This window comes from Nonomuraea sp. GTA35 (assembly GCF_041950525.1).
Lineage (GTDB): Bacteria > Actinomycetota > Actinomycetes > Streptosporangiales > Streptosporangiaceae > Nonomuraea.
Map to the genome: position 1 here is coordinate 225,334 of NZ_JBGNUV010000015.1, position 25,138 is coordinate 250,471.

21 protein-coding genes are annotated in these 25,138 nt (G+C 72.1%); 15 read left to right on the top strand and 6 right to left on the bottom strand.

The features are described from left to right. Positions 1–20 precede the first annotated feature (20 nt). Positions 21–1,943, top strand: coding sequence for a glycoside hydrolase family 2 protein (locus ACBJ32_RS47045; protein WP_375132400.1), 1,923 nt, complete (start codon positions 21–23; stop codon positions 1,941–1,943). On the opposite strand, the gene ACBJ32_RS47050 is transcribed toward ACBJ32_RS47045, so the two are convergent. Both ACBJ32_RS47050 and ACBJ32_RS47055 read right to left on the bottom strand, forming a co-directional pair. Continuing rightward, complete coding sequence (locus ACBJ32_RS47050) at positions 1,933–3,993, bottom strand: hypothetical protein (protein ID WP_375132401.1); 2,061 nt, start codon at positions 3,991–3,993, stop codon at positions 1,933–1,935. The two genes, ACBJ32_RS47045 and ACBJ32_RS47050, sit on opposite strands and share 11 nt — an antisense overlap. 167 nt (positions 3,994–4,160) lie before the next feature. Continuing rightward, a complete protein-coding gene (locus ACBJ32_RS47055) occupies positions 4,161–5,219 on the bottom strand; it encodes a LacI family DNA-binding transcriptional regulator (RefSeq protein ID WP_375132402.1) in 1,059 nt (352 codons plus the stop codon). Between the two features lie 266 nt (positions 5,220–5,485). On the opposite strand from ACBJ32_RS47055, the gene ACBJ32_RS47060 reads away from it, so the two are divergent. From ACBJ32_RS47060 to ACBJ32_RS47075, 4 genes are read left to right on the top strand one after another with little or no spacing between them, the layout of a single operon-like run. Then, positions 5,486–6,424 (top strand): carbohydrate ABC transporter permease, encoded by a 939-nt coding sequence (locus tag ACBJ32_RS47060; RefSeq protein WP_375132403.1) that lies wholly within the window; start codon positions 5,486–5,488, stop codon positions 6,422–6,424. Beyond that, positions 6,424–7,248, top strand: a complete 825-nt coding sequence (locus ACBJ32_RS47065) for a carbohydrate ABC transporter permease (RefSeq protein WP_375132404.1) — start codon at positions 6,424–6,426, stop codon at positions 7,246–7,248. Before ACBJ32_RS47060 ends, ACBJ32_RS47065 begins: the two co-directional genes overlap by 1 nt. Before the next feature lie 25 nt (positions 7,249–7,273). Next, the gene (locus ACBJ32_RS47070; RefSeq protein WP_375132405.1) at positions 7,274–8,545 is read left to right on the top strand and encodes an extracellular solute-binding protein; all 1,272 of its coding nucleotides are present in this window, start codon (positions 7,274–7,276) and stop codon (positions 8,543–8,545) included. Beyond that, a complete protein-coding gene (locus ACBJ32_RS47075; RefSeq protein WP_375132406.1) occupies positions 8,542–9,783 on the top strand; it encodes a hypothetical protein in 1,242 nt (413 codons plus the stop codon). Before ACBJ32_RS47070 ends, ACBJ32_RS47075 begins: the two co-directional genes overlap by 4 nt. Here the strand turns inward: ACBJ32_RS47075 and ACBJ32_RS47080 are convergent. Further along, positions 9,741–11,408: a serine protease gene (locus ACBJ32_RS47080; RefSeq protein ID WP_375132407.1), complete on the bottom strand. Its 1,668-nt coding sequence runs from the start codon at positions 11,406–11,408 to the stop codon at positions 9,741–9,743. The genes ACBJ32_RS47075 and ACBJ32_RS47080 overlap by 43 nt on opposite strands. A 394-nt stretch (positions 11,409–11,802) precedes the next feature. Here ACBJ32_RS47080 and ACBJ32_RS47085 point away from each other — a divergent pair, with 394 nt between their 5' ends. The 3 genes from ACBJ32_RS47085 to ACBJ32_RS47095 all read left to right on the top strand — a co-directional run bounded on the left by ACBJ32_RS47085 (position 11,803) and on the right by ACBJ32_RS47095 (position 14,863). Further along, the gene (locus ACBJ32_RS47085; RefSeq protein ID WP_375132408.1) at positions 11,803–12,567 is read left to right on the top strand and encodes a hypothetical protein; all 765 of its coding nucleotides are present in this window, start codon (positions 11,803–11,805) and stop codon (positions 12,565–12,567) included. 244 nt (positions 12,568–12,811) lie between these two features. Beyond that, entirely contained in the window at positions 12,812–13,951 is a 1,140-nt protein-coding gene (locus ACBJ32_RS47090; RefSeq protein ID WP_375132409.1) for a ThiF family adenylyltransferase, read from the top strand. A 3-nt stretch (positions 13,952–13,954) separates the two neighbouring features. Then, positions 13,955–14,863, top strand: a complete 909-nt coding sequence (locus ACBJ32_RS47095) for a hypothetical protein (protein ID WP_375132410.1) — start codon at positions 13,955–13,957, stop codon at positions 14,861–14,863. Positions 14,864–14,918: 55 nt separating this feature from the next. Here ACBJ32_RS47095 and ACBJ32_RS47100 read toward each other — a convergent pair whose 3' ends face one another. Next, complete coding sequence (locus tag ACBJ32_RS47100) at positions 14,919–15,551, bottom strand: class I SAM-dependent methyltransferase (protein ID WP_375132411.1); 633 nt, start codon at positions 15,549–15,551, stop codon at positions 14,919–14,921. Between the two features lie 174 nt (positions 15,552–15,725). Here ACBJ32_RS47100 and ACBJ32_RS47105 point away from each other — a divergent pair, with 174 nt between their 5' ends. From ACBJ32_RS47105 to ACBJ32_RS47130, 6 genes are all read left to right on the top strand, one after another. Beyond that, positions 15,726–16,508, top strand: a complete 783-nt coding sequence (locus ACBJ32_RS47105; protein WP_375132412.1) for a S1C family serine protease — start codon at positions 15,726–15,728, stop codon at positions 16,506–16,508. 13 nt (positions 16,509–16,521) lie between these two features. After that, entirely contained in the window at positions 16,522–17,499 is a 978-nt protein-coding gene (locus tag ACBJ32_RS47110; RefSeq protein ID WP_375132413.1) for an AAA family ATPase, read from the top strand. A 6-nt stretch (positions 17,500–17,505) separates the two neighbouring features. Further along, positions 17,506–18,390 (top strand): DUF58 domain-containing protein, encoded by an 885-nt coding sequence (locus tag ACBJ32_RS47115; protein WP_357891752.1) that lies wholly within the window; start codon positions 17,506–17,508, stop codon positions 18,388–18,390. A 109-nt stretch (positions 18,391–18,499) separates the two neighbouring features. Next, positions 18,500–19,462: a VWA domain-containing protein gene (locus ACBJ32_RS47120; RefSeq protein ID WP_375132414.1), complete on the top strand. Its 963-nt coding sequence runs from the start codon at positions 18,500–18,502 to the stop codon at positions 19,460–19,462. Continuing rightward, positions 19,463–20,515, top strand: coding sequence for a VWA domain-containing protein (locus ACBJ32_RS47125; RefSeq protein WP_375132415.1), 1,053 nt, complete (start codon positions 19,463–19,465; stop codon positions 20,513–20,515). It begins immediately after the preceding gene. A 173-nt stretch (positions 20,516–20,688) separates the two neighbouring features. Next, a complete protein-coding gene (locus tag ACBJ32_RS47130) occupies positions 20,689–22,047 on the top strand; it encodes an MFS transporter (protein WP_375132416.1) in 1,359 nt (452 codons plus the stop codon). 150 nt (positions 22,048–22,197) lie between these two features. On the opposite strand, the gene ACBJ32_RS47135 is transcribed toward ACBJ32_RS47130, so the two are convergent. Together ACBJ32_RS47135 and ACBJ32_RS47140 are read right to left on the bottom strand one after the other, a co-directional pair. Further along, positions 22,198–23,574, bottom strand: a complete 1,377-nt coding sequence (locus ACBJ32_RS47135) for a cytochrome bc complex cytochrome b subunit (protein ID WP_375132417.1) — start codon at positions 23,572–23,574, stop codon at positions 22,198–22,200. Between the two features lie 163 nt (positions 23,575–23,737). Further along, a complete protein-coding gene (locus tag ACBJ32_RS47140; RefSeq protein ID WP_357891737.1) occupies positions 23,738–24,142 on the bottom strand; it encodes an RNA-binding S4 domain-containing protein in 405 nt (134 codons plus the stop codon). A 108-nt stretch (positions 24,143–24,250) separates the two neighbouring features. On the opposite strand from ACBJ32_RS47140, the gene ACBJ32_RS47145 reads away from it, so the two are divergent. Beyond that, the gene (locus tag ACBJ32_RS47145; protein WP_357891734.1) at positions 24,251–24,928 is read left to right on the top strand and encodes a response regulator transcription factor; all 678 of its coding nucleotides are present in this window, start codon (positions 24,251–24,253) and stop codon (positions 24,926–24,928) included. Positions 24,929–25,138 lie beyond the last annotated feature (210 nt).

Here is a 25,138-nt window from a genome sequence, read left to right on the forward strand (position 1 = left end):
TTCCAGGCGAAGGGTGTCAGATGCCGAGTTCCGCTGCCCACGACATCCCGCGACCGGAACATCCCCGCCCGCAACTGGTCCGCGCGGACTGGCTGAACCTCAACGGGCAGTGGCAGTTCGAGATCGACGCCGCCGACTCCGGGCTGGAGCGCGGCCTGCGCGAACGCGAGCTCGCCGCGACGATCACCGTGCCCTTCGCGCCGGAGTCCGAGCTGTCGGGCCTCGGGCACACCGACTTCATGGAGGCGGTCTGGTACCGCCGTACGGTGACGATCCCGCCCGCCTGGGCGGGCCGCCGTACGCTGCTGCACTTCGGGGCCGTCGACCACGACGCCACGGTGTGGGTGAACGGCGTGGAGGTGGCCCGCCACCGCGGGGGCTTCTCGCCGTTCACGGCGGACCTGTCGGACGTGGCCCGTCCCGGCGAGGACGCCACCATCGTCGTACGCGCCCGCGACCCCCGCCACGGACCCCAGGCCAGGGGCAAGCAGTCCACCCGGTACGGCAACTACGAGTGCCTCTACACCCGCACGACCGGGATCTGGCAGACGGTGTGGCTGGAGCCCGTCCCCGACGTACACCTGCGCCGCCCGCGCATCACCCCGGAGGTCGCGGCCTCCGCCTTCACCGTCGTCACCCCGCTGTCCGCCAATCGCCCCGGCACCTCGGTCCGCGTGACGGTCTCCGACGGGAACGGCCCCGTCGCCACCGCGACCGCCCGCGCCGACGTGGACCTCACCCCCTCCCTGCGCCTGCAGCTCCCCGAGGACCGGGTACGCCTGTGGGAGCCGGGCGAGGGCTTCCTCTACGACGTCAGGATCGAGCTGCTCGACGCCGGCGGCGCCGTCACGGACGCCGTGGACAGCTACGCCGGGCTGCGCTCCATCGCCATCGACGGCAAGCGCGTGCTCATCAACGGCCGCCCCGTCTTCCAGCGGCTCGTGCTCGACCAGGGCTACTACCCGGACGGCCTCATGACCGCCCCCACCGACGCCGCCCTGCTGCGCGACATCGAGCTCGCGATGGCCGCGGGCTTCAACGGCGCGCGCCTGCACCAGAAGGTGTTCGAGGAACGCTTCCTCCACCACGCCGACCGGCTGGGCTACCTGGTGTGGGGCGAGTTCGGCGACTGGGGCGCCTTCGACGGCCGCGAGCAGCAGCCCACGGCGTCCTTCGTCACGCAGTGGCTGGAGGTCCTGGAGCGCGACCACTCGCACCCGTCGATCATCGGCTGGTGCCCGCTCAACGAGACGTCCCAGGTGATCGGCGACCAGGTCACCCAGCTCGACGACGTCACCCGCGGCATGTTCCTGGCCACGAAGCTCGCCGACCCCACCCGCCCGGTCATCGACGCCTCCGGCTACAGCCACCGCGTGCCGGAGACCGACATCTACGACTCCCACAACTACGAGCAGGAACCCGCGGCGTTCGCCGGCCAGGTGCGCGGCCTGGACAGGGACCGGCCCTACGTCAACACCGCAGGTGACCGGCCCGTACCGCGGCCAGCCGTACTTCGTCAGCGAGTACGGCGGCATCTGGTGGAACCCCGAGCTGGCCGGCACCGACCAGGACGCGGCCCGCGTCGGCTCCTGGGGTTACGGTCAGCGCGTGCGCGACGAGGAGGAGTTCCACGCCCGCTTCGCCGGGCTGACCGATGCGCTGCTGGACGACCCGGACATGTTCGGCTACTGCTACACGCAGCTCACCGACGTCTTCCAGGAGGAGAACGGCATCTACCGCTTCGACCGCACGGCCAAGCTCGACGTCGAGCGCGTCCGCGCGGTCCAGTCGCGGCAGGCCGCCGGCGAACGCTGACGCGGCGGAGGAGACGCCGGCTCGTGCCCATGGTCGCGGTCCAGCGGCGGCGCGGTCATCGCGGCGCGCTCGCCGAGCCCTTCCTGAGCGTGCTGAGCGACCACCATGCCGAGCCGCTCACCTGGTGACGCGGACGTCGTCGAAGTCGACCGCCGCCCTGCCCGTGACGAGCTGGACGGAGCCGGGACCGCGCTCGTCCGACCCGACACACGCGTCGTCGACGACCCGGATGTCGTAGGCCAGCGTGCCCGTGGCCTTGAGGTCGAGCACCTGGAGAGCGCGCCTGCCGCCCGCGACCGGGAACGACGACGGCCACAGGACCGCCGACCCGGCGCCGGACCAGCGGATCTCCACGCTGCGGCCGTCGCGGCTGACCACCACACCCGAGACGTCCCGGGCCTCGGCGCGGGATCCCACCGCGACGGGCCCGCCCCCGATCCACCGGAGCGTGTCACCCTTCTCCAGCACGAGCGGGATGCGCTCGAAGAACGGCGTGGAGCCGGCCTCGACCCGCACCCGCAGCCGGTCGCCCAGCGTCACCGACTTGGTGCCGCCCGCCGCCGCGTACCGGATCTCCAGGTCGTCGAGGTCGCCCGCCGCCGCCGGGTCCACGGGGGCGCCGTCGCGGAAGAACGCGGGCACGGGCTGGTCGTAGGAGTCGAAGTGCACGCCGTCCGCCGCCGTCCACCCGGTGCCCCACGACAGCTCCGCGTCCACCGGCCGGGTACGCGGCGCGCCGATCTGGGGCGCGTTCTGCCCCTGGACGACGACGCCGAGCTTCGGGTCGTACAGGTGGCCGAGCCCGAACCGCTGGTTGTCCCAGAAGCCGTACTGGGTGTTGACGTGCTTGCCGAAGCCCAGGCCGACGACGTACGAGGGCCGCTTGGCGAAGATGAACTGCTGCCCGGTGACCGCGTCCGCGCGGTGCTCGGTGTACGGGGCCCCGGCGTAGGGGCGCAGCGTGCTGATGGCGGCCCGGCGCTCGGCCCCGGTCGGGTAGTACTCCTCGCCCAGCGCCACGTCACGGACGACCGCGGGATCGAGGTAGGCCCAGGTCGGGGCGATGAGCGGCGCGACCGAGGTCTGCCAGCCCGCCCGCGCGAAGGCGGCGCGGCGCTCCTCGATCTCCTCCCGGGTGGGCGAGTAGGCGCGGGCCTGCGGGATGACCGAGCCCCAGAGGTTGTTGGAGCCGATCGGCAGCTCGTCGGCGTAGTTCCAGCCGCGGTGCCGCGAGTCGGCGGCCGTGTTGATGAAGTAGCCGTCGAGCCCCTGGTCGTAGAGCAGGTTGTACTGGGCCCAGTCCAGGTAGCGCGCCTGCATCCGGTCGATCACGGGGCGGGTGGCGGGGTCGGCCCAGCCGGCGAGGTCCTCGGACTCGACCTCGATGCTGTAGCGGTGGGCGACCGTGCCGTCGCGGAAGAACCCGGCCTCGCCCTGCGAGACCTTCTCGTGCTCGGCCAGCCGCTGCTCGAAGCGGGCGCGTAAGTCCGCGTCGCCGAAGCGGCCGAGCAGGCGGGAGATGCCGACCAGCCCGCCGGCGACCTGGTTGGCGAACTGGGCGCCGCGCGGCCCCCACACCTCCTCGTCCTCCAGGAACCACGTGCCGGCCGCCTTCATGGCCGCGGTCAGCTTCGCGACCAGGGCGGGATCGAGGGTGCCGTCGGCGTCGAGGAGCTCCAGCATGATCGCGTACAGTTCGAGCGCGAACCCCGTCGCGGCCCGCGAGTGCAGGTCGCCGGAGCCCTGCGGGAACGAGCCGTCGGCGTTCTGGGTGCCGAGCATGAACCGCAGCGCCGCTTCCAGCCGGCCGCGCAGGGCCGCGTCCCGGTGGTACGGGTTCCACGGGCGGTCGGCGGTGTAGAAGTAGGCGAGCGTGAGGACGTTCTCCATGACCCGGGCGTCGTTCGGCCCCTGCCCGGCGCGCCAGCAGTTGCAGGTGATGAACCCGTGGTCCGTGGCGCTGTCGTCGTTGACGCTGTTGGCCAGGCGCGCCAGGTTGCCCAGGTAGGGCGCGATCTGCTGCTCCAGGCCGGTGAAGTCGGCGAGGTCGATCGTGGCGGGGTCGAGCGCGGCGACCTCGGGCAGCGGGGCCGGCTGCGGGGAGGCCGTCGCGGGGGCGGCGGGTGTCAGCGCGAGCGCCGCGGTGACGGCCACCGTGGCGATGCGTTTCGAGCTCATGATGGTGCCTTCCGAGGGGTGCCGGCGTGGAAGAGGGCTGACCTGCACTGATACGGCGACCATGATCGTGAATCGATTCACGACGATGCGGTACGGCGGAGCCTACGAGCGGCGTCGCGGATGTGTCAACAGCCCGTCATCGGGCGGTGTGATCGGCTCCGGTGCCGTCATTCACCGGGGTGGTCGCCCTCACCGGCCGGGAGCGAGGTCTCGCGGACCACGAGCTCGGGCTCGAACCGCCCCAGCGTGTCGCGCTCGGACTCGATGCCCAGCAGGATGCGGACGGCACTGGCGCCGAGGGCCGCCGACGGATGCCGGATGGTCGTCAGCGGCACGATGGCGAAGTCGGCGAACTCTATGTCGTCGTACCCGACCAGCGACAGATCCTCCGGCACCCGGACCCCACCCATGATCAACCCGTGCAGCAGGCCCAGCGCGAGCAGGTCGTTGCCCGCCACGATGCCGTCGGGGAAGCCGGTGGCCGGGCGGCGCAGCAGTGTCCGCGTGACCGCCTCGCCGACCTTCGCGGTCTGCACCTGGACCCGGATGATCTCCAGTGAGGCGGGCTCGGGGAACTCGTCGACCGCCCGCTTGGCCCCCGCCAGCCGCAGGTCGACGTGGGGGTGCGGGCCGCCGATGAAGATCAGCCGCCGCCGCCCCTGGGCGAGCAGGTGCGAGGCCGCCAGGTGGCCGCCGCGCTCGTTGTCGCCGGAGATCGCCGGATAGCTGTGCGGCCCCGTGGCCGTGCCGACCAGGACGAACGGCGTGCCCCTGCGGCCGAGCCCGAGCAACTCCTCGGGCACGTCGCCGACCGGGGCCGCGAGGATGCCGCTGACCTGCTGGGACTCGAAGAAGCCGAGGTAGGCCCGCTCGCGCTCCGGGCTCTCGTCGCTGTTGGCCACGAGGATGAAGCGGCCGTGCGCGGCGGCCTCCGCCTCGGCGCCCGCCGCGAGCTCGGCGTAGACGGGGTTGCCGATGTTGGAGACCAGCAGCCCCAGCGCCAGGCTGTGCCCCACGCGGAGCCGGCGCGCCGCCTCGTTGCCGACGTAGCCGAGCTCGTCGGCGGCCTCGATGACGCGGCGCCGCAGGTCGGGCGAGACGCGGCCCGGCTGGGTGAAGGTGTAGGAGACCGTCGCCCGCGAGACCCCGGCGCGGGCCGCCACGTCGGCGACCGTGGGGGCGGAGACCTCGGCCTTCGACTGCTTCGGCGCCGATCCAGAGACCATCGGGCTCCTCACTGACATGTCTTCGAGGCCGGGTGTCGGCCCTCAGCCTAGCGGATTGGTGAATGGATTCACGAAAGTGGCCCCGAACCCGGTGACGTCATTGACACCGCCGAGATCGTGCCCGTAATCTGCCCGAAACGTCGTGAATCGATTCACGACGAGTGGGCTCGCTCCCCGACGAGGACGCGATCACCAACCCCGCGATCAACCCGCCTCCGTCCAGCAGACCACGCGCATCCATGGTCACCCCGCGAGAGGAGTCACCCGTGGCTGCCACTCAAGCGACGACGACACCGCCCGGCGTACGCGAAACCGCCGCGCAGCCCCCTGCCAAGCGCCGCCGGGTCGGGGTCCGCGCGCCCTGGTGGTTCGTCGTGCCCGCGATCTCGATCTACCTCTTCATCGTCGTCGTCCCCAGCGCCAACGGCGCGCTGTTCTCCTTCACCGACTGGAACGGCCTGCGCCCCGACTGGTCCTTCGTCGGCCTGGACAACTTCACCTCCGTCTTCTCCGACCGCACGGCGCTCGACGCCCTGGTCAACACCCTCATCCTGGCGGCGGCCGCCACGGTCGTGCAGAACATCGCCGGCCTGCTCCTCGCGCTCGGCGTGAACAGCATGGTCAAGAGCCGCTACGTGCTGCGGGTGATCTTCTTCGCGCCCGTGGTCCTCACCCCGCTGGTCGCCGGGTACGTGTGGAGCTTCCTGCTGTCGCCCAACGGCGCCGTGAACGACGCCCTGCGCGCCGTCGGCCTGGGCGCGCTGGCCCACGACTGGCTCGGCGACCCCGACACGGCCCTGTACGCCATCGTCCTGGAGATCGTCTGGCAGTTCTCCGGCTACTCCATGGTGATCTACCTGGCAGGGCTGCAGGCGATCCCGGCCGAGGTGCTGGAGGCGGCCACCATCGACGGGGCGGGGGCGTGGAGCAAGTTCCGCCGCGTCGTGCTGCCGCTGCTCAACGGCGCGGTCGTGATCAACGTGATGCTCTGCCTCATCGGCGGGCTCAAGCAGTTCGACCAGGTCATGGCCATGACCGGCGGCGGCCCCGGCACGGCGACGGAGACGATCTCGACGGCCATCTACAAGAGCGCGTTCTCGCTCGGCGACTTCCCGTTCTCGATCGCGCTGGCCGTCGTCATGACCGTGGTCATCGCGGTCCTGGCGGGAGTCCAGTTCCGCCTGACGCAGAGGAAGAGCATCTGATGCACTCGCGATACACCTGGCGCACGCTGGCGCGCGAGCTGAGCCTGATCCTGCTCGCGCTGGCCTTCCTCGTGCCGCTGGTCGGCCTGCTCAACGTCTCGCTCAAGCCGCAGGACAGCCAGAGCGGGGCGCTGGCCTTCGCGTTCCCGCCCACGCTGGACAACTACGCCCAGGCCTGGAACCAGGCCAGCCTCGGCGCGGCGCTGGCCAACAGCTTCCTCATCACGGCCGTCAGCGTCGTGCTGATCATCGGCTTCGCGTCGATGGCGGCCTACCCGCTGGCCCGCGTCACCAGGGGCTGGTCGCGGTACACGTTCTACTTCGTCATCGGCGGCCTGCTCGTGCCCGGCCAGCTCGCCCTGCTCCCGCTCTACGCCACCATGCGCGACCTCGGCCTGCTCGGGTCGCTCTGGTCGGTCATCCTGATCAACGTCGGGCAGCAGATCCCGTTCTCGGTCTTCCTCTACACGATGTTCCTGCGCGAGCTGCCGCTCGACTACGAGGAGGCCGCGCTGCTCGACGGCTGCGGGCCGGTGCGCTCGTTCGTCTCCGTGGTCTTCCCGCTGCTGCGCCCGGTCACCGGCACGGTCGTGATCCTCAACGCGGTCGGCATCTGGAACGAGTTCTTCACCCCGCTGCTGTATCTCGGCGGCAGCGACAACACCACGGCACCGGTGGCGATCTACGGGTTCGTCAGCCAGTACGTCTCGCAGTGGCCCCTCATCTTCGCCGGCCTCGTGATCAGCGTGATCCCCATCCTCGTCGTCTACTTCGCGCTGCAGAAACACATCATCAAGGGCTTCGCCGGCGGCCTCAAAGGCTGATCCCCACCCCCCATTGGAGTTCGTCATGAAGAAGATCGTCACAACGCTCGCCTCCGCCTGCTGCCTCGCGGTCGCGGCGGGCGCCTGCTCGACCTCGAGCGGCCAGACCACCGCCACCTCCGGCGAGCAGGTCCTCACCCTCGCCGCCGCCGGACAGGGCCCGGCCCAGGCCGCCGTCGAGGCGTTCGAGAAGGCCAACCCGGGCGTCACCGTCAAGACCACGTTCACCGAGGACGACGCCTCCTACCAGCAGCAGCTGCGCACCCAGCTCTCCTCGGGCACGGCCCCCGACGTGTTCCGCATGTGGCCGGGCGGCGGCAACACCATGGCCGTCCGCGACCTCGGCGCCGACGGCATGCTGATGGACCTGTCGGGCGAGGGCTGGGCGAGCGGCCTGAGCGCCGACCTCAAGGCCGTCACCAGCGACCCGGCGGGCAAGGTGGTGGCCGTCCCGGTGACGATCGGCGCCATCGGAGCCGTGTGGAACGACCAGGCGCTGGCCAGGACCGGCCTGAGCAAGCCCACGACCTGGCCGGAGGTGCTCGCGTTCTGCAAGGACGCCAAGGCCAAGGGGGCCGTGGCGTTCGCGCTCGGCCTCAAGTCGGCGTGGGTCACCCAGCTCGTCCCGTACGCGCTGACCGCCTCCCTCGTCTACGGCCCGAACCCGCAGTTCACCCAGCAGCAGAAGGACGGCCAGGCGAGCTTCGCCCGGTCGGAGTGGAAGCAGGCGATGGAGAAGTACCTGCAACTGCGCGAGTCCGGCTGCTTCAACGACAGCCCCAACGGCGTCGGCTACGACGAGCAGATGCAGCTCCTCGGCCAGGGCAAGGCGCTGGGCGCCGTGCACGTGCTGTCCGCCGTGCAGTCGGCGCTCAACTCCGCGCCGCAGGGCACCACGTTCTCGATGACGCCGTTCCCCGCCACCGACAGCGCCGAGGAGACCTACCTGCCGGTGTCGGTCGGCATCGTGTACGGCGTCAACGCCAAGGCCAAGAACCCGGCCCTGGCCAAGAAGTTCATGCAGTTCCTCGCCTCCCCGGAAGGCCAGGCGCTGTACGCCACGGAGTCGGGCAGCAGCCCGGCGCTGTCGAGCCCGTCCTTCCAGCCCGACGCGCTCCAGCAGCCGGTGCTCGAAGCCGTCAAGAACGGCAAGTCCACCCTCTACCCGGACCAGGGCTGGCCCGGCCCGAAGGTGCAGCAGGAGCACCTGACCTCCGTCCAGGAGCTGTTCAACGGGACGATCGACGTGCCGACCCTGCTCGGCCGCATGGACAAGGCGTTCGGAGAGGCCAAGTGAACCTGGAAGCCTGCCTCTGGATCACCCCCAAGATCTTCGACGATCTGGACGATCCGGGCCCGGGGGTGGCGGCCTTCTTCGACCACCACGCCGACTGGCTGGCCGACCGGCCCGTCACGATCGTGTTCTGCGCCGGCAACGGCGACCACGTGCTGAACTACGCCGGCCGCGACGCCTGGGACCACCGCTTCGACTGGGCCCGCTACAACTGCTTCGCGCTGGCGCCCGGCGGGCCCGCCGCCGCCACGAGGGCGCACAACCGCGACTGGCTGGCCCGGGTGCGCGACGGGGGCGAGCGCTCGTTCAACCCGTACTCGGCCGGGCCCATGTTCGTGCTGTCCGAGCAGCCGATGGACTACCGGACGCTGGCCGGCGTCTACGCGGCCGTGCGCGCCGAGGCCGAGCGGCGCGGCCTGCGGGTGAGCCTGCTGGAGTACCTGGAGCCGGGGCCGGAGTTCTGCCGCAGCGAGTGGAAGACGGAGCGGCACCCGGAGGCGGCGACCGGCACCGCCGACGCCGGCGGGCACATCGTGCCGGGCGTCATCGACGTGACCGCGCCGCTCGCGGCCGACCCCCGCCCGTACGCCGCCTTCCCCGGCGGCATCGAGGCCGGGCTGGCGGCCGGGGAGTTCGTGGCCGCGCAGACGGCGGCGTTCACGGCCGACTTCGGGCTGGACGGCGTCATGCTCGGCAACCAGTTCGGCCTGGTCGGGTTCTGGCACCCGGACAACGCGCCGCCGCTCACGCCGGAGCGTTCGGCCGGGATCGAGCGGTTCTTCCTGCGGCTGCGGGAGGCCATGGGGGACCGGCTCGTCTACTGGATGGACACCTACTGGCGGGCCGAGGTGGAGCGGGCGGCCTGGGGCATGACCGACGCCGCCTACCGCTCGCTCGACGCGATCCTGGTCAGCACGTTCGCCGTGCTCGTCGAGCGCACCGAGATCGTGCCGAACCTGCTGAGCAAGGCCGCGCTCGGCGGGCCGCGGCCGCTGCTCGGGCTCGACTTCGTGGATCCCTGGTACTGGTACCGGACCTATCTGGACGACCGGCGTACCTACCTCTACCAGCGGGAGGTGCTGGCGGCGCACGCCGGCTCCGTGGCCGGGGTGTCCTTCTTCGCGAACGACACCTTCGGCCATTTCGTGCCGGAGGCCGAGCTGGCGGCCACCCTGGAAGCGGTCAGGAAGGCGGACGTTCAGGAGGGACGGCCGTCCCGCGGGGGCGAGAACTGGCCGTAGCGGACGTCGCGCGTCCGGTCGCCGAGGTACGGCTGCCCCGCCTGCCCGTGCTGAGGCGCGGGCTGCGGGCCGTGACCGTAGTTCGAGCCGTTGTATCCGTACGGGCCCGGGGTCGGGGCCGGCGGGACCGGGGGCGACACCTGGGCGTGACCTGCCGGAAGCTGGTGCTGCTGCCACGGCGGTGACGGCACCGCGCCGTACGGGGCGTGCGCCGCGGCGGCGCGGCGGCGGCGCCGGCCGAGCACCTTCACCAGCACCACGGCGAGCACGATCACGAGCAGCGCGCCGGCCGCGATCAGCACCCACATGAGGACCGGCCGGGGCGACTCGTCCTTGCCCGCCGAGATCGCCGCCTGCGTGTCGCTGATGTACTTGGCCACGTACGGGTGGTTCGGGAAGAGCGCCTGCACCTCGCGGAACTTGGGCAGCGCGTCCTCGAAGTAGTTGCGGAAGTAGTCGTTGAGCGCCTCGTTGTACCGGGTGGTGGTCACGCCCTGGGCGGGCTTGACGTTCTTCTCGCCGAGCTTCTCCTTGATGATGCTCACCGGCAGCACGAAGCTCTCGCTCTCCGAGGCCTCGCCGCCCTCGCTCACCGTGCCGGCGATCAGCATGCCGATGACCTTGCCGTCCTTGCTGAACACCGGGCCGCCGGAGTTGCCCTGGTAGGACGGCGCCTGGGTCTGGATGTACGGCACCCCGGTCTGGGTGGTGCGCTTGGCGTTGTACGGCCCCTCGGTCAGCGCCGGCTCCAGCCTCGACTCCAGGCTGAAGAACGGCGTGTTCGTCACCAGGCCGGGGAAGCCGCTGATGTACAGCGTGTCGCCGGTGCGCACGTCGGCGTCCTCGCCGAGCGGGACGGTCGGCAGGTTCTGCTGGCCGTTGACCTTGAGCAGCGCGAAGTCCTTGCCGGGGTAGCTCTCGCCCACCGAGACCAGCTCCGCCGGGGTCGCCTTGGCGGTCTTGTCCACGCCGCCGCCCGGCAGGCTCTGCAGCACCGACAGGCTCTGCTGCAGGTTGCGGATCTTCATGTGGCCGGTGTTGAACGTGACGTAGATCTGCTGCGCGAGCTTGAGGATCTCCTCGTCGGCCTCGATGCCCTGCAGCCCGGCGACGATCTCCTTGGCGTCCTGCTCGTTGAACTTGGCCAGCGCCTGCTGCGCGAAGAGCCGGCTGAGCTCGGTCTCGCCGACCTGGACGCAGTGGGCCCCGGTCACCATGTACCCGTCGGGCGTCACCCACCAGCCGGTGCACAGGCCGCCGACCTCGGCCTCGACCGTACGCTCCGGGGTGGTCTCGGTGAGGTAGGTGTCCACGTCGGCGGCGATCCGCTGGAAGAGCCACTTGGCGATGCTGCGCTCGTCCGAGGAGATCTTGCCGGCCTGCACGGCCTCGACGGCCTGCTGCGTCAGCCCGTTGAACGCGGTCTCGTTGATCGTGCTGGTCGGGACGGCGACCGTGCCGGTGTAGGTGAAGCTCGTCAGCTGGACCGCGGGCTGCGTACGCGCCGCCAGCCAGGTGCCGACGGACACGTCCGGCCGCTCGTCGGGCGCGTCGTCGGCCGCCGCGGGGGCGGCGGGCAGCGCCACCGCCACGACGGCCGCCGCGACCGCGGCGATCTTCGTCAACCTTTTCCTGAAATATCCGCTCACGTAGGGAGATGGTGAGGGTGCGCTCTTGTCCATGGCTTGGAGCCGACTGGGAACGCGGCCGCGCAGCCCGAGCGGATCCGTGAAGTTTTGGTGCTCCAGTTGGCCCCCACTGGAGCGCCCTCAGGCTAGCGGCGGCTTGTCCGCTTTGTCTAGCTTTATGGCGCGATGGCGGTTTTGATCCCTTGGGCGGGACGGCGAGCGCGTGGCGCTGATCGGAGTTTCATGCAAGACCTTGATCTGATCAGGGTTCGGGATCCAGGCCGAGCTGCCTCAGGAACGTGATCACCGCGGCCCGCATGTCCACCTGGCCGGGACGAGCGGCCACAGACGTGGCCTTGATGGGGGCCAGGCCGCCAGGCACGATGCCCTCATGACGGGGGAACCGCTCGGCGGGGGGAACGACGTCGGCGCCGTCCGCGTGGGCGCCACCGTCCGGCGGCCGGTCCGGGAGTGGACGGCCTCGGTCCACGAGCTGCTGCGCCACCTGGAGCGCAAGGGCTTCGAGGGAGCTCCCCGCGTGCTGGGCATCGACCAGGGCGGGTACGAGGTGCTCACGTACCTGGAGGGCGACACCATGGGGGACGCGGCGGTGTGGCCGTCGTGGACCCGTACCGAGGACACGCTCGTGCAGGTGGCGCGGTGGCTGCGGGCCTACCACGAGGTCGTGGCCGACTTCGTGCCGCCCGAGAGCGCCCGCTGGCGCTCGGGAGGGCGCTGGTCGCCCGGCCTGATCATCGGGCACAACGACGCGGGCCCGGCCAACGCCGCCTACCGGGCCGGGCGGCTGACCGGGTTCTTCGACTGGGACTTCGCCGGACCGACCACGGTGGACGCCGAGGTGGCGCTGGTGGCGCACTGCTGGGTGCCGCTGCACGCCCGGCACGTGGACGCCTCGACGGGATTCACCGCGTTCGAGGCCCGACCCGCCAGGCTGCGCCGGTTCCTGGACGCCTACGGGTGGGCGGGCCGGCCGGAGGCGCTGGTCAGGAACGTGCAGGCGCAGATGGCCGAGCGGGCCGCGCTGATCCGACGGCTGGGCCACGCGGGCGAGGGGCTCTACGCCCGGCTGCTGCGGCGCGGGGTGGCCGACGAGCTCGATCAGGCCGTGCGCGAACTCGACGAGTTTTCTTGGTGAACAATACTCAGTAAGTCTCTTTGTCAGGCAACCTCGAACTCGGCATGATATGCGCGGGAGAATATCAGAGGAGAAAGGGTAGCGATGGAACGACGCCCGGTGATGGTGAAGGTGGAAGAAGTCCCGTTGCGCGTCGGGGCGGTGACCGCGTCGAACTCCCACGGAAACTGAAACGTCGGCTCGGGTAGCGTCCTGTGGGTGAAGCATTCCCGGCTTCACCCACACCTTCGTAGGAGGCACGTCCGTGGCCGACACCGCACCGCGCCCACGCCTGCGTGACAGCGTCATCGTGCAGGCCGACGGCGGCACGCTGCTGTTCCTGTGCCTGGCCGACCGGACCGTGAAGCGATTCGCCTGCGACGAATTCGTGAAAGACGTGGTGGTGCTTCTCGACGGCACCCGCACCATCTCGGAGATCGGCGCTCTCGCCTGTGGCGGCCATCCCGACGCCCGGGAGCGGGTGGCGGAAGTCGTGCAAATCCTGGAGCGCGAAGGGCTGTTGAGCCGGGTCGCCGACCCCGAGCGGGAATTTCGCCTTTTAGGCACCGCGCGCGCCGAATTCTACGACCGGCAACTACGGCTGTTCCAGGACTTCTGCGACCAGGGCTGGTCGCCGGAGACGAGCGGGGCCGCACTCCAGCGGCGCCTCGGCGACGCGACCGCCGTCGTCTGCGGGGTCGGCGGGCTGGGCGGATGGGTGGCGCTCGCGCTGGCCGGCGCGGGCGTCGGCCGCATCCGCGTCTGCGACTTCGACCGGGTCGAGGTCTCGAACCTCACCCGGCAGGTGCTGTTCGGGATGGCCGACCTGGGCGTGCCCAAGGCGGACGCGGCGGCCGCCCGGCTGCGCGAGGTCAACCCGTTCATCGAGGTCGAGGCCGTGGCGCGGCGCATCGGCGGCGCCGGCGACCTCGCCGACGTCGTCAAGGGCGCGGACATCGTCATCAACGCGGCCGACCTGCCCACCCCCAACGACGTGGCCGGCTGGGTGAGCGAGGCCTGCTGGCCGGACATCCCGCACATCATGGGGACGGGTTACGCCTACCACATCGGCGTCCTCGGCACCTCGATCGTCCCCGGCCGGACCGCCTGCTGGTCCTGCGTACGCGCGGAGACGTTCGCCGATCACGGGCGGGACGGCATGGAGACCGTCGTGGGGAAGCGGGACAAGGCGGGCGCGATGGGGGCGCTGTCCGGCCTCGTCGGCAACATCCTGGCCTGGGAGGCGATCCGCATCCTGGCGGGGCTGCCGCCCGCGCTCGGCGACCGGTGGAGCGAGGTGGACTTCTGGCCGCTGGAGATCCGCTCCCGAGCCGTCCGGCAGCGGCCCGACTGCCCGACGTGCGGTGTCCCGCCGAACCGGAGAGGCCATTCCGGCATCCCATAGAGCATGAAATTACTGGCGGCCCTCCTCCTGGCCTCTGTGACCTCCACGACCTCGGTGGCGCTGACCGCACCACCGGCGCAGGCGACCGCGGCGGACCTGATCGCCTACGCGCAGTACCGCACCGAGACCTGGGAGCTCGTGCTCGCCGGCGGAGAGGTGGTGCAGGTGCCGGAGGCGCTCGCCAAGGCCCCCGCCGACGCCGTCAACCCCGGCGCCAGGGCGGCGTTCCTGATCAGCGGGGACGGGCGGCATTTCTTCTACTTCCGGAAACGGGATGGGCTGTTCGTCGAGCGGACCGTGCACGGCAGGGAACGGGTGGTGGCCAAGGGGATCAAGGCGTACGCGATCTACGAGGAGTGGCCGCAGGTGTCGGACGACGGCAGGCTCGTGATCATGGAGACCTCGGGGCCGGGGATCGGCGTGATCGCGGACGTGCGGACCGGCAGGACGCTGCCCGGCCCGCAGTCGCCGGACGTGTGGGGCTTCCACGGCTTCAGCCCTGACAGCAAGCGGATGCTGATGGGCGGTGAACGGCTGGTGGTCTTCGACCAGAGGATGCGTGCCCGTACGCGGCTGAAGTCGAAGCAGGCGCCGGCGGCGCTGGCGAACGACTACGTGACGGCGGCGGTGCCCGTCGGCGACCGCAAGCTCCGCCTGCTCGACGTGCGCACCGGCAAGCTCGGCCGCACGGTGACGGCGCGCCTGCCGCGCGGCGGGCGCATCCACGACCTCGACTTCGACCGGTCGGGGCAGGTCGTCGTGCGCTCGAAGACCAAGGCGGGAGTGGCGGTCTACCGCCTCTCTCCCAAGACCGGCAAGGCGACCCTGCTGCGCGCGATCGATCGCCCCGCCGGCGCGAAGATCTGGGTGCTGCCGGGGGACGGCATGTACGAGCGGTGGACGGAGAGGTAGAACCCGGCCTCGCCCGGCGGCGCGGATCACCGCGCCGCCGGGGAACCCCGGCAGCTCAGCCGCGCAGCAGCAGGTTGCCCCTCCGGAACCGCTCCTCCGCCTCGGGCTCCCGCAACATCCGCCCGACCTCCACGAACCCGGCCTCCGCCGCCAGCTTCGCCAGGTCGTCGACCGGCCACCGGTAAGCGGTCGTCACCTTGTGGTCGAACGCCGTCACCGGCCCGCCCTCGGCCTCGAAGAACCCGAGCAGCAGGTGCCCTCCAGGAGCGAGCACCCGCCGGAACTCGGCGAAGTACGGCCGCAACTCCTCCGGCGGCGTGTGGATGATCGAGTACCACGACAGGATGCCGCTGAGCTCGCCGTCGGCGAGGTCCAGTGCCGTCATCGAACCGACCTCGAAGCGCAGGTCGGGATAGGCCTGCCGGGCGAGGTCGATCATCACCGGCGACAGGTCGATCCCGAAGGCGGGCAACCCCAGATCCCGCAGATGCGCCGTCATCTGCCCTGGCCCGCACCCCAGCTCCGCCACGGTCCCGCCGCCCGCGTCCCGTACGGAGTCGGCGAACGCGGCCAGCATCGCACGGTCCAGCGGCAACTTCGGCTCGCCCTGGGCGAAGTCGGCGTAGACGACGGCGATGGCGTCGTAGGCCTGAGCGGTGGCAGTCAGATAGGAGGAAGAGTCGGTCATGGCGGACGATGCTAGCCCGGTTCACGCATGCCCGGTCGCCGAACCGGCCGCCGAGTTCACGTACTCCCAGGACCTGCCGGCCGAGATCCAGGCCGGCTGACGCGGGACCGGTTCTCATGGAGTTCTCAGGTGAAGTTTGTGGCACTTTGAGCTGACTTTTATGACGATGGAGCGATGGAGCACGTGCCGCAGGCGGCTGGTGCGGCCGAGGCTCGCAAGGCCGTGGCCGGGAGGGCGCGGCGGTCGGTGGCCGGGGCCGGTGCGCTCGTCGTCGTCGCGGCGCTGGCGTACTGGCTGGGCAGCGCAGGCGGGAGCGGCCAGGAGGCCGCGCCCAGGCCGAGCCCCACGCCGACGCGCAGTGCGACGCTCACGGTGCCCGACGTCTACAAGAGGGTCGGGCCGTCGGTGGTGGTCATCCAGGCCGGGAAGTCGCTCGGCACCGGGGTGATCGCGGCCGACGACGGCACGATCCTGACCGCCCACCACGTCGTCAAGGGCGCGAAGGACGTCAACCTGACGTTCGCCGACGGCACGAAGGCGAAGGCCGTGGTCGCGTCGTCGAACCCCAAGCGGGACGTCGCGACGCTCACGCCCGCGAAGCTGCCGGAGATCGTCGTCCCGGCGACGCTCGGCGGCGGCGTGGCCGTGGGCGCGCCCGTCGTGGCGATCGGCAACCCGCTGGGACTGACGTACAGCGTCTCCACCGGCGTGGTGTCGGGGCTGGACCGGTCCGCGGAGCAGGGCGACCTGAGCGGGCTCATCCAGTTCGACGCCTCCGTGAACCCGGGCAGCTCCGGCGGCCCCCTCCTGGACGCCCGCGGCCTGGTCGTCGGGATCGTCGTCTCGATCGCCGACCCGGGCGGCGACGAGGCGTTCGCCGGCATCGCGTTCGCGGTGCCGATCGGCGCGGCCCTGGGCGGGGACGAAGGCGACGGCCCCGACGGGCCCCGGATATGACCGAAGGGATCGCATGACCTCGACAGAATCTCATCCGCTCGAACAGGTGCTGTTCGAGGTCAAGCGCACGATCGTCGGCCAGGACGTGCTGCTGGAACGCATGGCGGTCGCGCTGGTCGCCGACGGGCACCTGCTCGTCGAGGGCGTGCCGGGCCTGGCCAAGACGCTCGCGGTGCGGTCGCTGGCCGCCGCGATCGCCGGGAGCTTCCAGCGCGTCCAGTTCACGCCCGACCTGGTGCCCGCCGACCTCGTCGGCACGCGGGTCTACCACCAGCACTCCGGGGAGTTCAGGACCGAGCTCGGCCCGGTGTTCGCGAACCTGCTGCTGGCCGACGAGATCAACCGCGCCCCCGCCAAGGTGCAGAGCGCCCTGCTGGAGGTGATGCAGGAGCACCAGGTGACGATCGGGCGCGAGACGTTCCGGGTGCCCGAGCCGTTCCTGGTCATGGCGACGGAGAACCCGATCGAGTCGGAGGGCACCTATCCGCTGCCCGAGGCGCAGGTCGACCGTTTCATGATGAAGGTGGTCGTCGACTACCCGACACAGGCCGAGGAGCAGGCGATCGTCGACCGGGCGCTGCGCCCGCCGGAGCAGCCGCAGCCGATGCTGACGGCCGAGGAGCTGATGGCGATGCGGGTGCGGGCGCGGGAGGTGTACGTCGATCCGGCGATCGTGGACTACGCGGTGCGGCTGGTCTCCGCGACGCGCTCCCCGGCGACGGCCGGGCTCGGCGAGCTGGAGCGGTACGTCACGTACGGGGCCAGCCCGCGGGCCTCCATCGCGCTCGTCACGGGCGCCAGGGCGCTGGCGTTCCTGCGCGGACGCGACTACGTCCTGCCGCACGACCTGTCCGAGCTCGCGCTCGACGTGCTGCGCCACCGCCTCGTGCTGTCGTACGAGGCCCTCGCGGACGACGTCGACGCCGACACCGTCATCACCAGGGTGCTCGGGGCCGTCAGGGCGCCCAACGTCGTCCTGCAGAACCGCTGAGCCGTCATGGCCACCGCTCCCGAGAAACTCCTGCTCCGCCTGGAGTGGAAGGTCGTGCGCAGGCTCGACGGCCGGCTCCAGGGCGGCCACCGCACCACCCACCGCGGCGCCGGGATCGACTTCACCGGATTGCGCGCCTACAGCGAGGGCGACGACGCGCGGCACATCGACTGGAACGTCACCGCCCGGCTGGACGAGCCGCACCTGCGGGTGTTCACCGAGGACCGCGAGCTGACGGTGTGGCTCGTGCTCGACCGGTCGGCGTCCATGACGGCCGGGCGACCGGGGCGCGGCAAGCACGACGTGCTCGCCGAGCTCGCCCTCGTCCTGGCCCGGCTGTTCGGGCGGGGCGGGAACCGCGTCGGCGCGCTGCTGTTCGACACCGGGATGGTGCGCGTCGTGCCGCCCGGCACCACCCGGCGGCACACGCTGCGGATCGGCGCCGAGCTGGAACGCACCGCCGAGTCGCACGGCGGCGCCACCACCGACCTGGCGGAGATGCTCGACGCGGCCGGACGGCTGGCCCGCCGCCGCGCGCTCATCGTCGTGCTGTCGGACTTCATCGGCGACGGCGACTGGGAACGCTCGCTCCAGCGCCTGGCCAGGCGGCACGAGGTGGTCGCCCTGCGGATCGTGGACACCGCCGACGACGTCCTGCCGGAGGCGGGGCTGATCGTGGTGGAGGACGCCGAGACCGGCGAGCAGCTCGTCGTCGACTCCGCCGACCCGCTGCTCCGGGTGCGCTTCCGCGAGGCCGTGGACGCCCGCGACGCCCGGCTCGCGGCGGGCATGCGCCGCGCCGGGGTGCCCGTCCACCGCGTCGGCACCGACCGCGACCTGGCCGAGGCGCTCGTCGAGGTCGTCGCCAGGACCCGGGACCGGTCGCCGTGACCGGGAGGGAGCACGGGCCCGGCGGGGCAGACTCCCCGACCGGGAGGGAGCACGGGCCCGGCGGGGCAGACTCCCCGACCGGGAGCGCGGGCTCGGCGGGGGAGGCCCCATGACCCTGTCCTCCCCGCTGCTGCTGGCCGTCGGGCTGCTCGTCACGGCGGCGCTCGCCTGGGCGGCCGTCGTCTCGGCCCGCCGCCGCGCGGCGGCGCTCGCCGCGGCCGGTGTCGCCGTGCCGGGCGGCCGGCGGACCTACCTCGGCGCCGGCCTGACGATCGCCGGCGTCGGGGTGCTCGCGATCGCCACCTCGGGGCCGACGGCGATGCTGCCGGTCCCGCGGGCGGCGGGCACCGTCATCCTGGCCGTCGACGTCTCCAACAGCATGGGCGCCGACGACATCGCGCCCAACCGGCTGGCGGCGGCGCAGCGGGCGGCCCGCGCGTTCGTGGCGGCCCAGCCCGCCAGCGTCGACATCGGGGTGGTGGCGTTCGAACAGGGCGCGCTCACCACCGCACGGCCGGACGCCGACCACTCCATCGCGCTCAAGGCCATCGAACGGCTGAAGCTCACCGGAGGCACCTCGCTGGGCACGGCCATCCTGGGCTCCCTGTCGGCTATCACCGGCAAGCAGGTGGCCATCGGCCGTGACGGCAACGCGCCCGACATCGGCTACTGGCCGTCGGCGACGATCGTGATGTTCTCCGACGGCCAGAACCGGGACCCGAGCCAGGACACGGACGTCGAACGGGCGGCCGAAGTGGCCCAGAAGGCAGGCGTGCACATCCACACCGTGGGGGTGGGCACGACGGCCGGGGCGACGGTGCAGGTCGACGGGTACCACCTGCAGACCTCGCTGGAGGAGGACGCCCTCACCATGATCGCCGAGACCACCGGCGGCGGCTACCATCCCGCCTCCGACGCCGCGCGGCTCGACGGGATCGCCGACACGATCGATCTGCGGCTCACCGTCTCCGACGAGCCGCTGCCCCTCGCCGGCGGGCTGATCGGGCTCGCCCTGGCGCTGCTCACCGCGGGAGCGGCGCTCACCGTGCTGCGATCGGGACGGGTGATCTGAATGACGTTCTCATGGCCGTGGGCGCTGCTGTCCGTCCTGCTCATCCCGCTGATCTTCGCCATCCGCTGGTGGGCGCGGCGCCGCCGCCGGCGGGCCGCCGTCCGGGTCACCTCGATCGCGCTCGTGCGCGCCGCCCTGCCCGGCCGGACCCGCTGGATCCGCGTGATCCCCCCGGCCCTGTTCGTGGCCGGGCTCGCGCTGCTCGCGGTCGGGGCCGCGCGGCCGCAGGCGTCGGTGCCGGTGCCGCAGACGTCGGCGACGATCCTGCTCGCGCTCGACACCTCAGGCTCCATGTGCTCCACGGACGTCGACCCCAACCGCCTCACCGCCGCCAAGAAGGCCGCCGCGGAGTTCATCGAGTCGCAGCGGGGCGGGCCGCGCATCGGCCTGGTCACCTTCGCGGGCACCGCAGGCCTGCTCGTCCCGCCCACCGACGACACCGACGCGCTGATCAAGGCGCTCGACAACCTCACCACCTACCGCGGCACCGCGATCGGGCAGGCCATGCTCACCTCGATCGACGCGATCTCGGACGTCGACCCGTCGATTCCGCCCACCGGGGCGACCCCCACCGGCGAGGCCGGCGAAGGCTACGCCGGCGCGGCCATCGTCGTGCTCACCGACGGCGCCAACACCCAGGGCGTGGACCCGCAGACCGCCGCCCAGGAGGCGGCCGTGCGCCGCCTGCGCGTCTTCACCATCGGCTTCGGCACCACGAACCCGGCCCCGATGGTCTGCGACAACTCCCAGTTCGACGGCGGCTGGGGCGGCTGGGGCGGCGGGCGCGGCGGATTCGACAGGGGCGGCCGCAACGTCCGCCTGATCGACGAGCCCGCGCTCAAGCGGATCGCCCAGACCACCGGCGGTTCCTACCACCGCGCCGAGAACGCCGACCAGCTCCAGAGCGCGCTCGACTCCCTGCCCGGCAGCTTCACCGTCATCCGCCGGCAGGTCGACATCGCCGCCGCCTTCGCCGCCGGCGGCGCGGTCCTCATCACCGCGGCCCTGTCGCTCTCCCTCTGGTGGAACCGTCCCCGGACCCCGGCCCGCTGACCCCTTGCTAGGATCCACGACGTGGGTATCGCTGTCACCGAGTAGTTCCAGGTGTGCCGTTTCACGGCGTAGCCGCACCGGCCGGGGCCGCTGCGGCCGTCCCGCCGTACCGGCACGGAAGCGTCCTTGCGACCCAGCGGTCGCGAAGTCCCGCTACCTGGAGAACCCACGTCGTGAACACCCCTTCCGAGGCACGCGCCGGCGTGCCCGCCGGCCGCCGGATGGCGGCCCTCGCCCTCCTCTCGCTCCTGCAGTTCCCCATCGCCATCGACGTCACCGTCGTCAACGTGGCGCTGCCGTCCATCGGCGCGCAGTTCGCCGCCCCGGCCGCCTCCCTGACCTGGGTCGTCACCGGGTACACCCTGGTCGGCGGCGGGCTGCTGCTGCTCGGCGGCAGGATCACCGACCTGCTCGGCCGGCGCAGGATGTTCCTGCTCGGCGCCGGCCTGTTCGGGCTGGCCTCGCTGGCCGCCGGGCTGGCGCCCGGCCTGCCGGCGCTGATCGCCGCCCGCTTCGCCCAGGGCGCCGGTGAGGCGCTGGCCTCGCCCGCGGCGATGTCACTCATCGCGCTGCTCTTCCCCGGGCCCGCTGAACGGGCCAGGGCGCTCGGGATCTGGGGCGCCATCTCCTCCGGGGGGCTCGTGGCCGGCGTGCTGCTGTCAGGAGTCATCACCGAGCTGCTGCACTGGCGCTGGATCTTCGGCATCAACGTGCCGCTCGCCGCCGCGGTGCTGCTGAGCACCCCGAAGCTGGTGCCGGCCGACCGGCCGGGCGCCCGTGCAGGGCGGCTGGACCTGCCGGGCGCCGCGCTGCTGACGGCAGGCCCGCTCAGCCTCGTGTACGGCGTGCTGGAGGCGGCGCCGGCGGCCGTGGTGGCGGGCGTGCTGCTGCTGGCCGCCTTCGTGGCCGTCGAGGCGCGGGCGGGGAACCCGCTCGTCCCGCTGTCCTTCTTCCGCCACCGCATCCGGGCCGTGGCCAACGCCGTGACCGTGCTGCTGAGCGCGGCGCTGTCCACCGCGTTCTTCCTGCTCACGCTCTACCTGCAGGACGTGATCGGGTTCGGCCCGATGCAGGCCGGGCTGGCCTTCCTGCCGTTCTGCGCGGCGCTGCTCCTGGCCGTCTCCCAGGTGTCCCGGCTCATCGGCGCCCTCGGCGTGAAGCGCACCGCGCTGGTGGGGCTGGCGTGCACGGCGGCGGGTCTCGGCTGGCTGGCGCGCCTGCCCGACCAGGGCACGTACGCCGTGGACGTGCTGCCGGGCATGGCCGGCGTCGCGGCCGGGATGGGCCTCGGCCTGATCGCCCTGCAGAACGCCGCGCTGCACGGCGTCACCGACGGCGACGCCGGAGCCGCGGCGGGCGTGCAGCGCTCGGTGGATCAGCTCGGTGGCGCGCTCGGGCTCGCGGTCCTGGTGGGAGTGGCCGCCGGCACCGCGGGCGTCGGCGGCTTCCGCACGGCCTTCCTCTACGCGCTGATCGGGGTGGTCGTGGCGGCCGCCGGGCTGCTGCTCGCGGCGCCTGACGAAGCGCCCTGACGGCGCACTCCGAAGGGGCGTCCTGACGGAACGCGCCGAACGGGCGCCCTGTCGGAACGCCCTGACGGAACGCCCTGACGGAGCGTCCTGGCGGAGGGGCCGCACCGCCCGGCCACGGCGGTGCGGCCCCTCATCGCGGCAGGCTCCGCGTCACCGGCGTCCGGTGATCGCCGGCTCCCGGGGCTCCAGCCGCTCGTGGAAGCCGCCGTCCGCCGACCGCGTGATGATCCCCGTCTCCACGCCGTGCTCGGCCACGTGGCGGTCCGCCTGCTGGAGCCCGAGGCAGATCCACCGGGTGACGGCGAAGGCGATGACGGGGCCGATGACCACGGCGTACCTGAAGAAGATCGTCACCGTGTTGACGTTGAGGTCGAACTGGTGGGCGAGCTGGTCGTTGGCCGCCGCCGCCCACAGCAGGCCGTAGAACGCGACCCCGGCGGCCGCGATGGCCGTCTTCACCGGAGTGTCGCGGGGCCGGTCGAGCACGTCACGGGCGGCCGTCTCGCGGGCCACGCGCCTGGCGGTCTTGGGCCGGCCCAGCGCGTCACGGCGGTCGCGCCACGCCAGGACCAGCCGCTCGGCCGTCGGGTAGGCGGCCAGGGCGGTGAAGAAGAGCCCGGGGATCACCAGGGTGGGGACGAGGACCGCGAGGCTGAGCGTGTAGTCGCCGAGCGTGAGCTCCCACCCCGGCATGATCCGGAGCGCGCCGTCGAGGAAGCCCATGTACCAGTCGGGAACCGAGCCCGCCGAGACCTGCGTCGGCATGGCGGGCCCGTACAGCCAGATCGGGGCGATCTGGAACCCGAACCCGAGGATGATCAGCATGCCGACCGTCGCGGTCGCCATCATCGGGCGGGCGCTGCGCCGGCCCGGCAGCGTGGCGACGAACCGGGAGTGGCCGTGCCGCCGCACCAGCAGCTCACGGGCGATCAGCAGCGCGCCCATGACGGCCGGGATGATCAGGTGCCCCGCGTACAGGACGGGGATGACCTGGTCACCGGGGAATTGCGGGCCGAACAGCAGCGACGTCGCCCAGGCGCCCACCACCGGGATGGACTGCGCCACCGACACCATCAGCCACAGGCTGCCGCCCGACAGCATGTCGTCGGGCAGGGCGTTGCCGGTCTCGCCGGCGGCCATGCCGAGCGCGAGCAGCGTCACCCAGATCAGCCACTGCCCGGTGCGCGGGCGGCGGAACGCGCCGGTGAGGAACATGCGCAGCAGCTGCAGCACGACGGCCGCCACGAAGACGAGCGCCGCCCAGTGGTGCATCTGCCGGATGAGCAGGCCGCCGCGCACCTCCAGGCTGAGCCGCATGGTCGAGTCGTAGGCCTCGCTGACGAGGAGCCCGCGCAGCGGGCCGTACGAGCCGTCGTAGGTCACCTGCGACATGCTCGGGTCGTAGACCAGCATCAGCAGCGCGCCGGTCACCAGCAGGACGACGAACGACCAGACGGCGATCTCGGCGAACATGAACGACCAGTGGGAGAACTGGAAAGAACGGCGCTTGGCCGACAACGAACGCATCCTGGGCCCCCTAACCTTGCCTACACACAAGACGCGCCCGGGGGCCGAAGTGTGACGTCGATGAGGCGCCGGCGACGGTGAAACACGTCACTCCCGTGGGCCCGCGCCACCGCGCCCGCCCCCTGGATCAGTACCGGCCAAAGCCGCGCGCGGCGGGCCCGGATCACTCGGGGCGTGCCCGGCCCTCCGCGGCCGAGCGGCCGAACAGCCTGTCGAGGCTGCGGCGCTCGCGCTTGGTGGGCCGGCCCGCGCCGCGAGCGCGGACGGCGACCTGCACCGTCTCCTCGCGCGGCGGAGGCGGCGGGCTCTTGTCGACGTAGCACTCGGCGGCCACGGCGGCGCCGACGCGCTTGGTGATGATCCGGGAGACGACCACGATGCGCTCGCGGCCCTCGTGCCGGAGCCTGACCTCGTCACCGACCCGCAGGGCGTGGGCGGGCTTGACCCGCACCCCGTTGACCCGGACGTGCCCGCCCCGGCAGGCGTCGGACGCGATCGAGCGGGTCCTGGTGAGCCGCACCGACCAGATCCAGCTGTCCACCCGCGCACTCACCTGCTCACCTGCCATTCCGCCACTGTACTGAAACGCGGGCGTACCACGTGATCGCGTTTCGCTGCGATCACGGGCCTGTCGATCGTTAGGCTTTCGTCCCCGACTGGACCGCATGGAGGCCCGATGGCAGCCGACGAGTTGATCACCGCAGTGATCGTCGACGATCACGCGGCCATCGCCGCGGGAGTCGGCGCCTGGTGCGCCGGCGCCGTGCCGCCCATCGAGCTCATCGACGCCGGGGACCGGCTCGCCGACGTCTGGACCGGGCCGGGCGCCGCCGCCGATGTGGTGATCTTCGATCTGGAGCTGGTGCCCGGCCTGCCGAACTTCGGGGAGCTGCGCAGGCTGGTCGACAGCGGCCGGCGCGTGATCGTGTACTCGCAGCACACGGACGACGCCGTCGCCATCAAGTGCGTCGACCTCGGCGCGCTCGCCTACCTGACCAAGAGGGAGGGGCCCGACCACCTGGTCCCGGCCATCAGGGCGGCCGCCCAGGACCAGCCGTACACGTCGCCGTCGCTGTCCGGGGCGTTCATCGCCGACACCGCGGCCGACCGGCCGCGGCTGTCGCAGCGGGAGACCGAGGTGCTGCGGGCGTGGTTCGTCTCCTCCTCGAAGGAGCTGGTCGCGGCCAAGCTGAACATCGGGGTCAAGACCGTCGACACCTACATCACCCGCGTCCGGGTCAAGTACGCCGACGTGGGCCGGCCCGCCCGTACCAAGAGCGAGCTCGTCAGCCGCGCCCTCGACGACGGGCTCATCACGCTCGCCGAGCTCAACCGGAACGAGACCTCGTTGTAGGGCGTTCGCCGGACAACGTGACGCGCGGCGCGTCCCTAGTCTGATGGTCAGCCGCGGATACCCGCTGTATGGGGGAGCGGGTATCCCCATTCATCCAGGGACGAACGGGACAGGGTCACCACGGCGCACCATCGAGATCGCCGACCCGTTCCCGCACCCTCCCGCTCCCGGCGCAGAGATCCGCGTCCGCCACCGCATGGACAGGGGGAG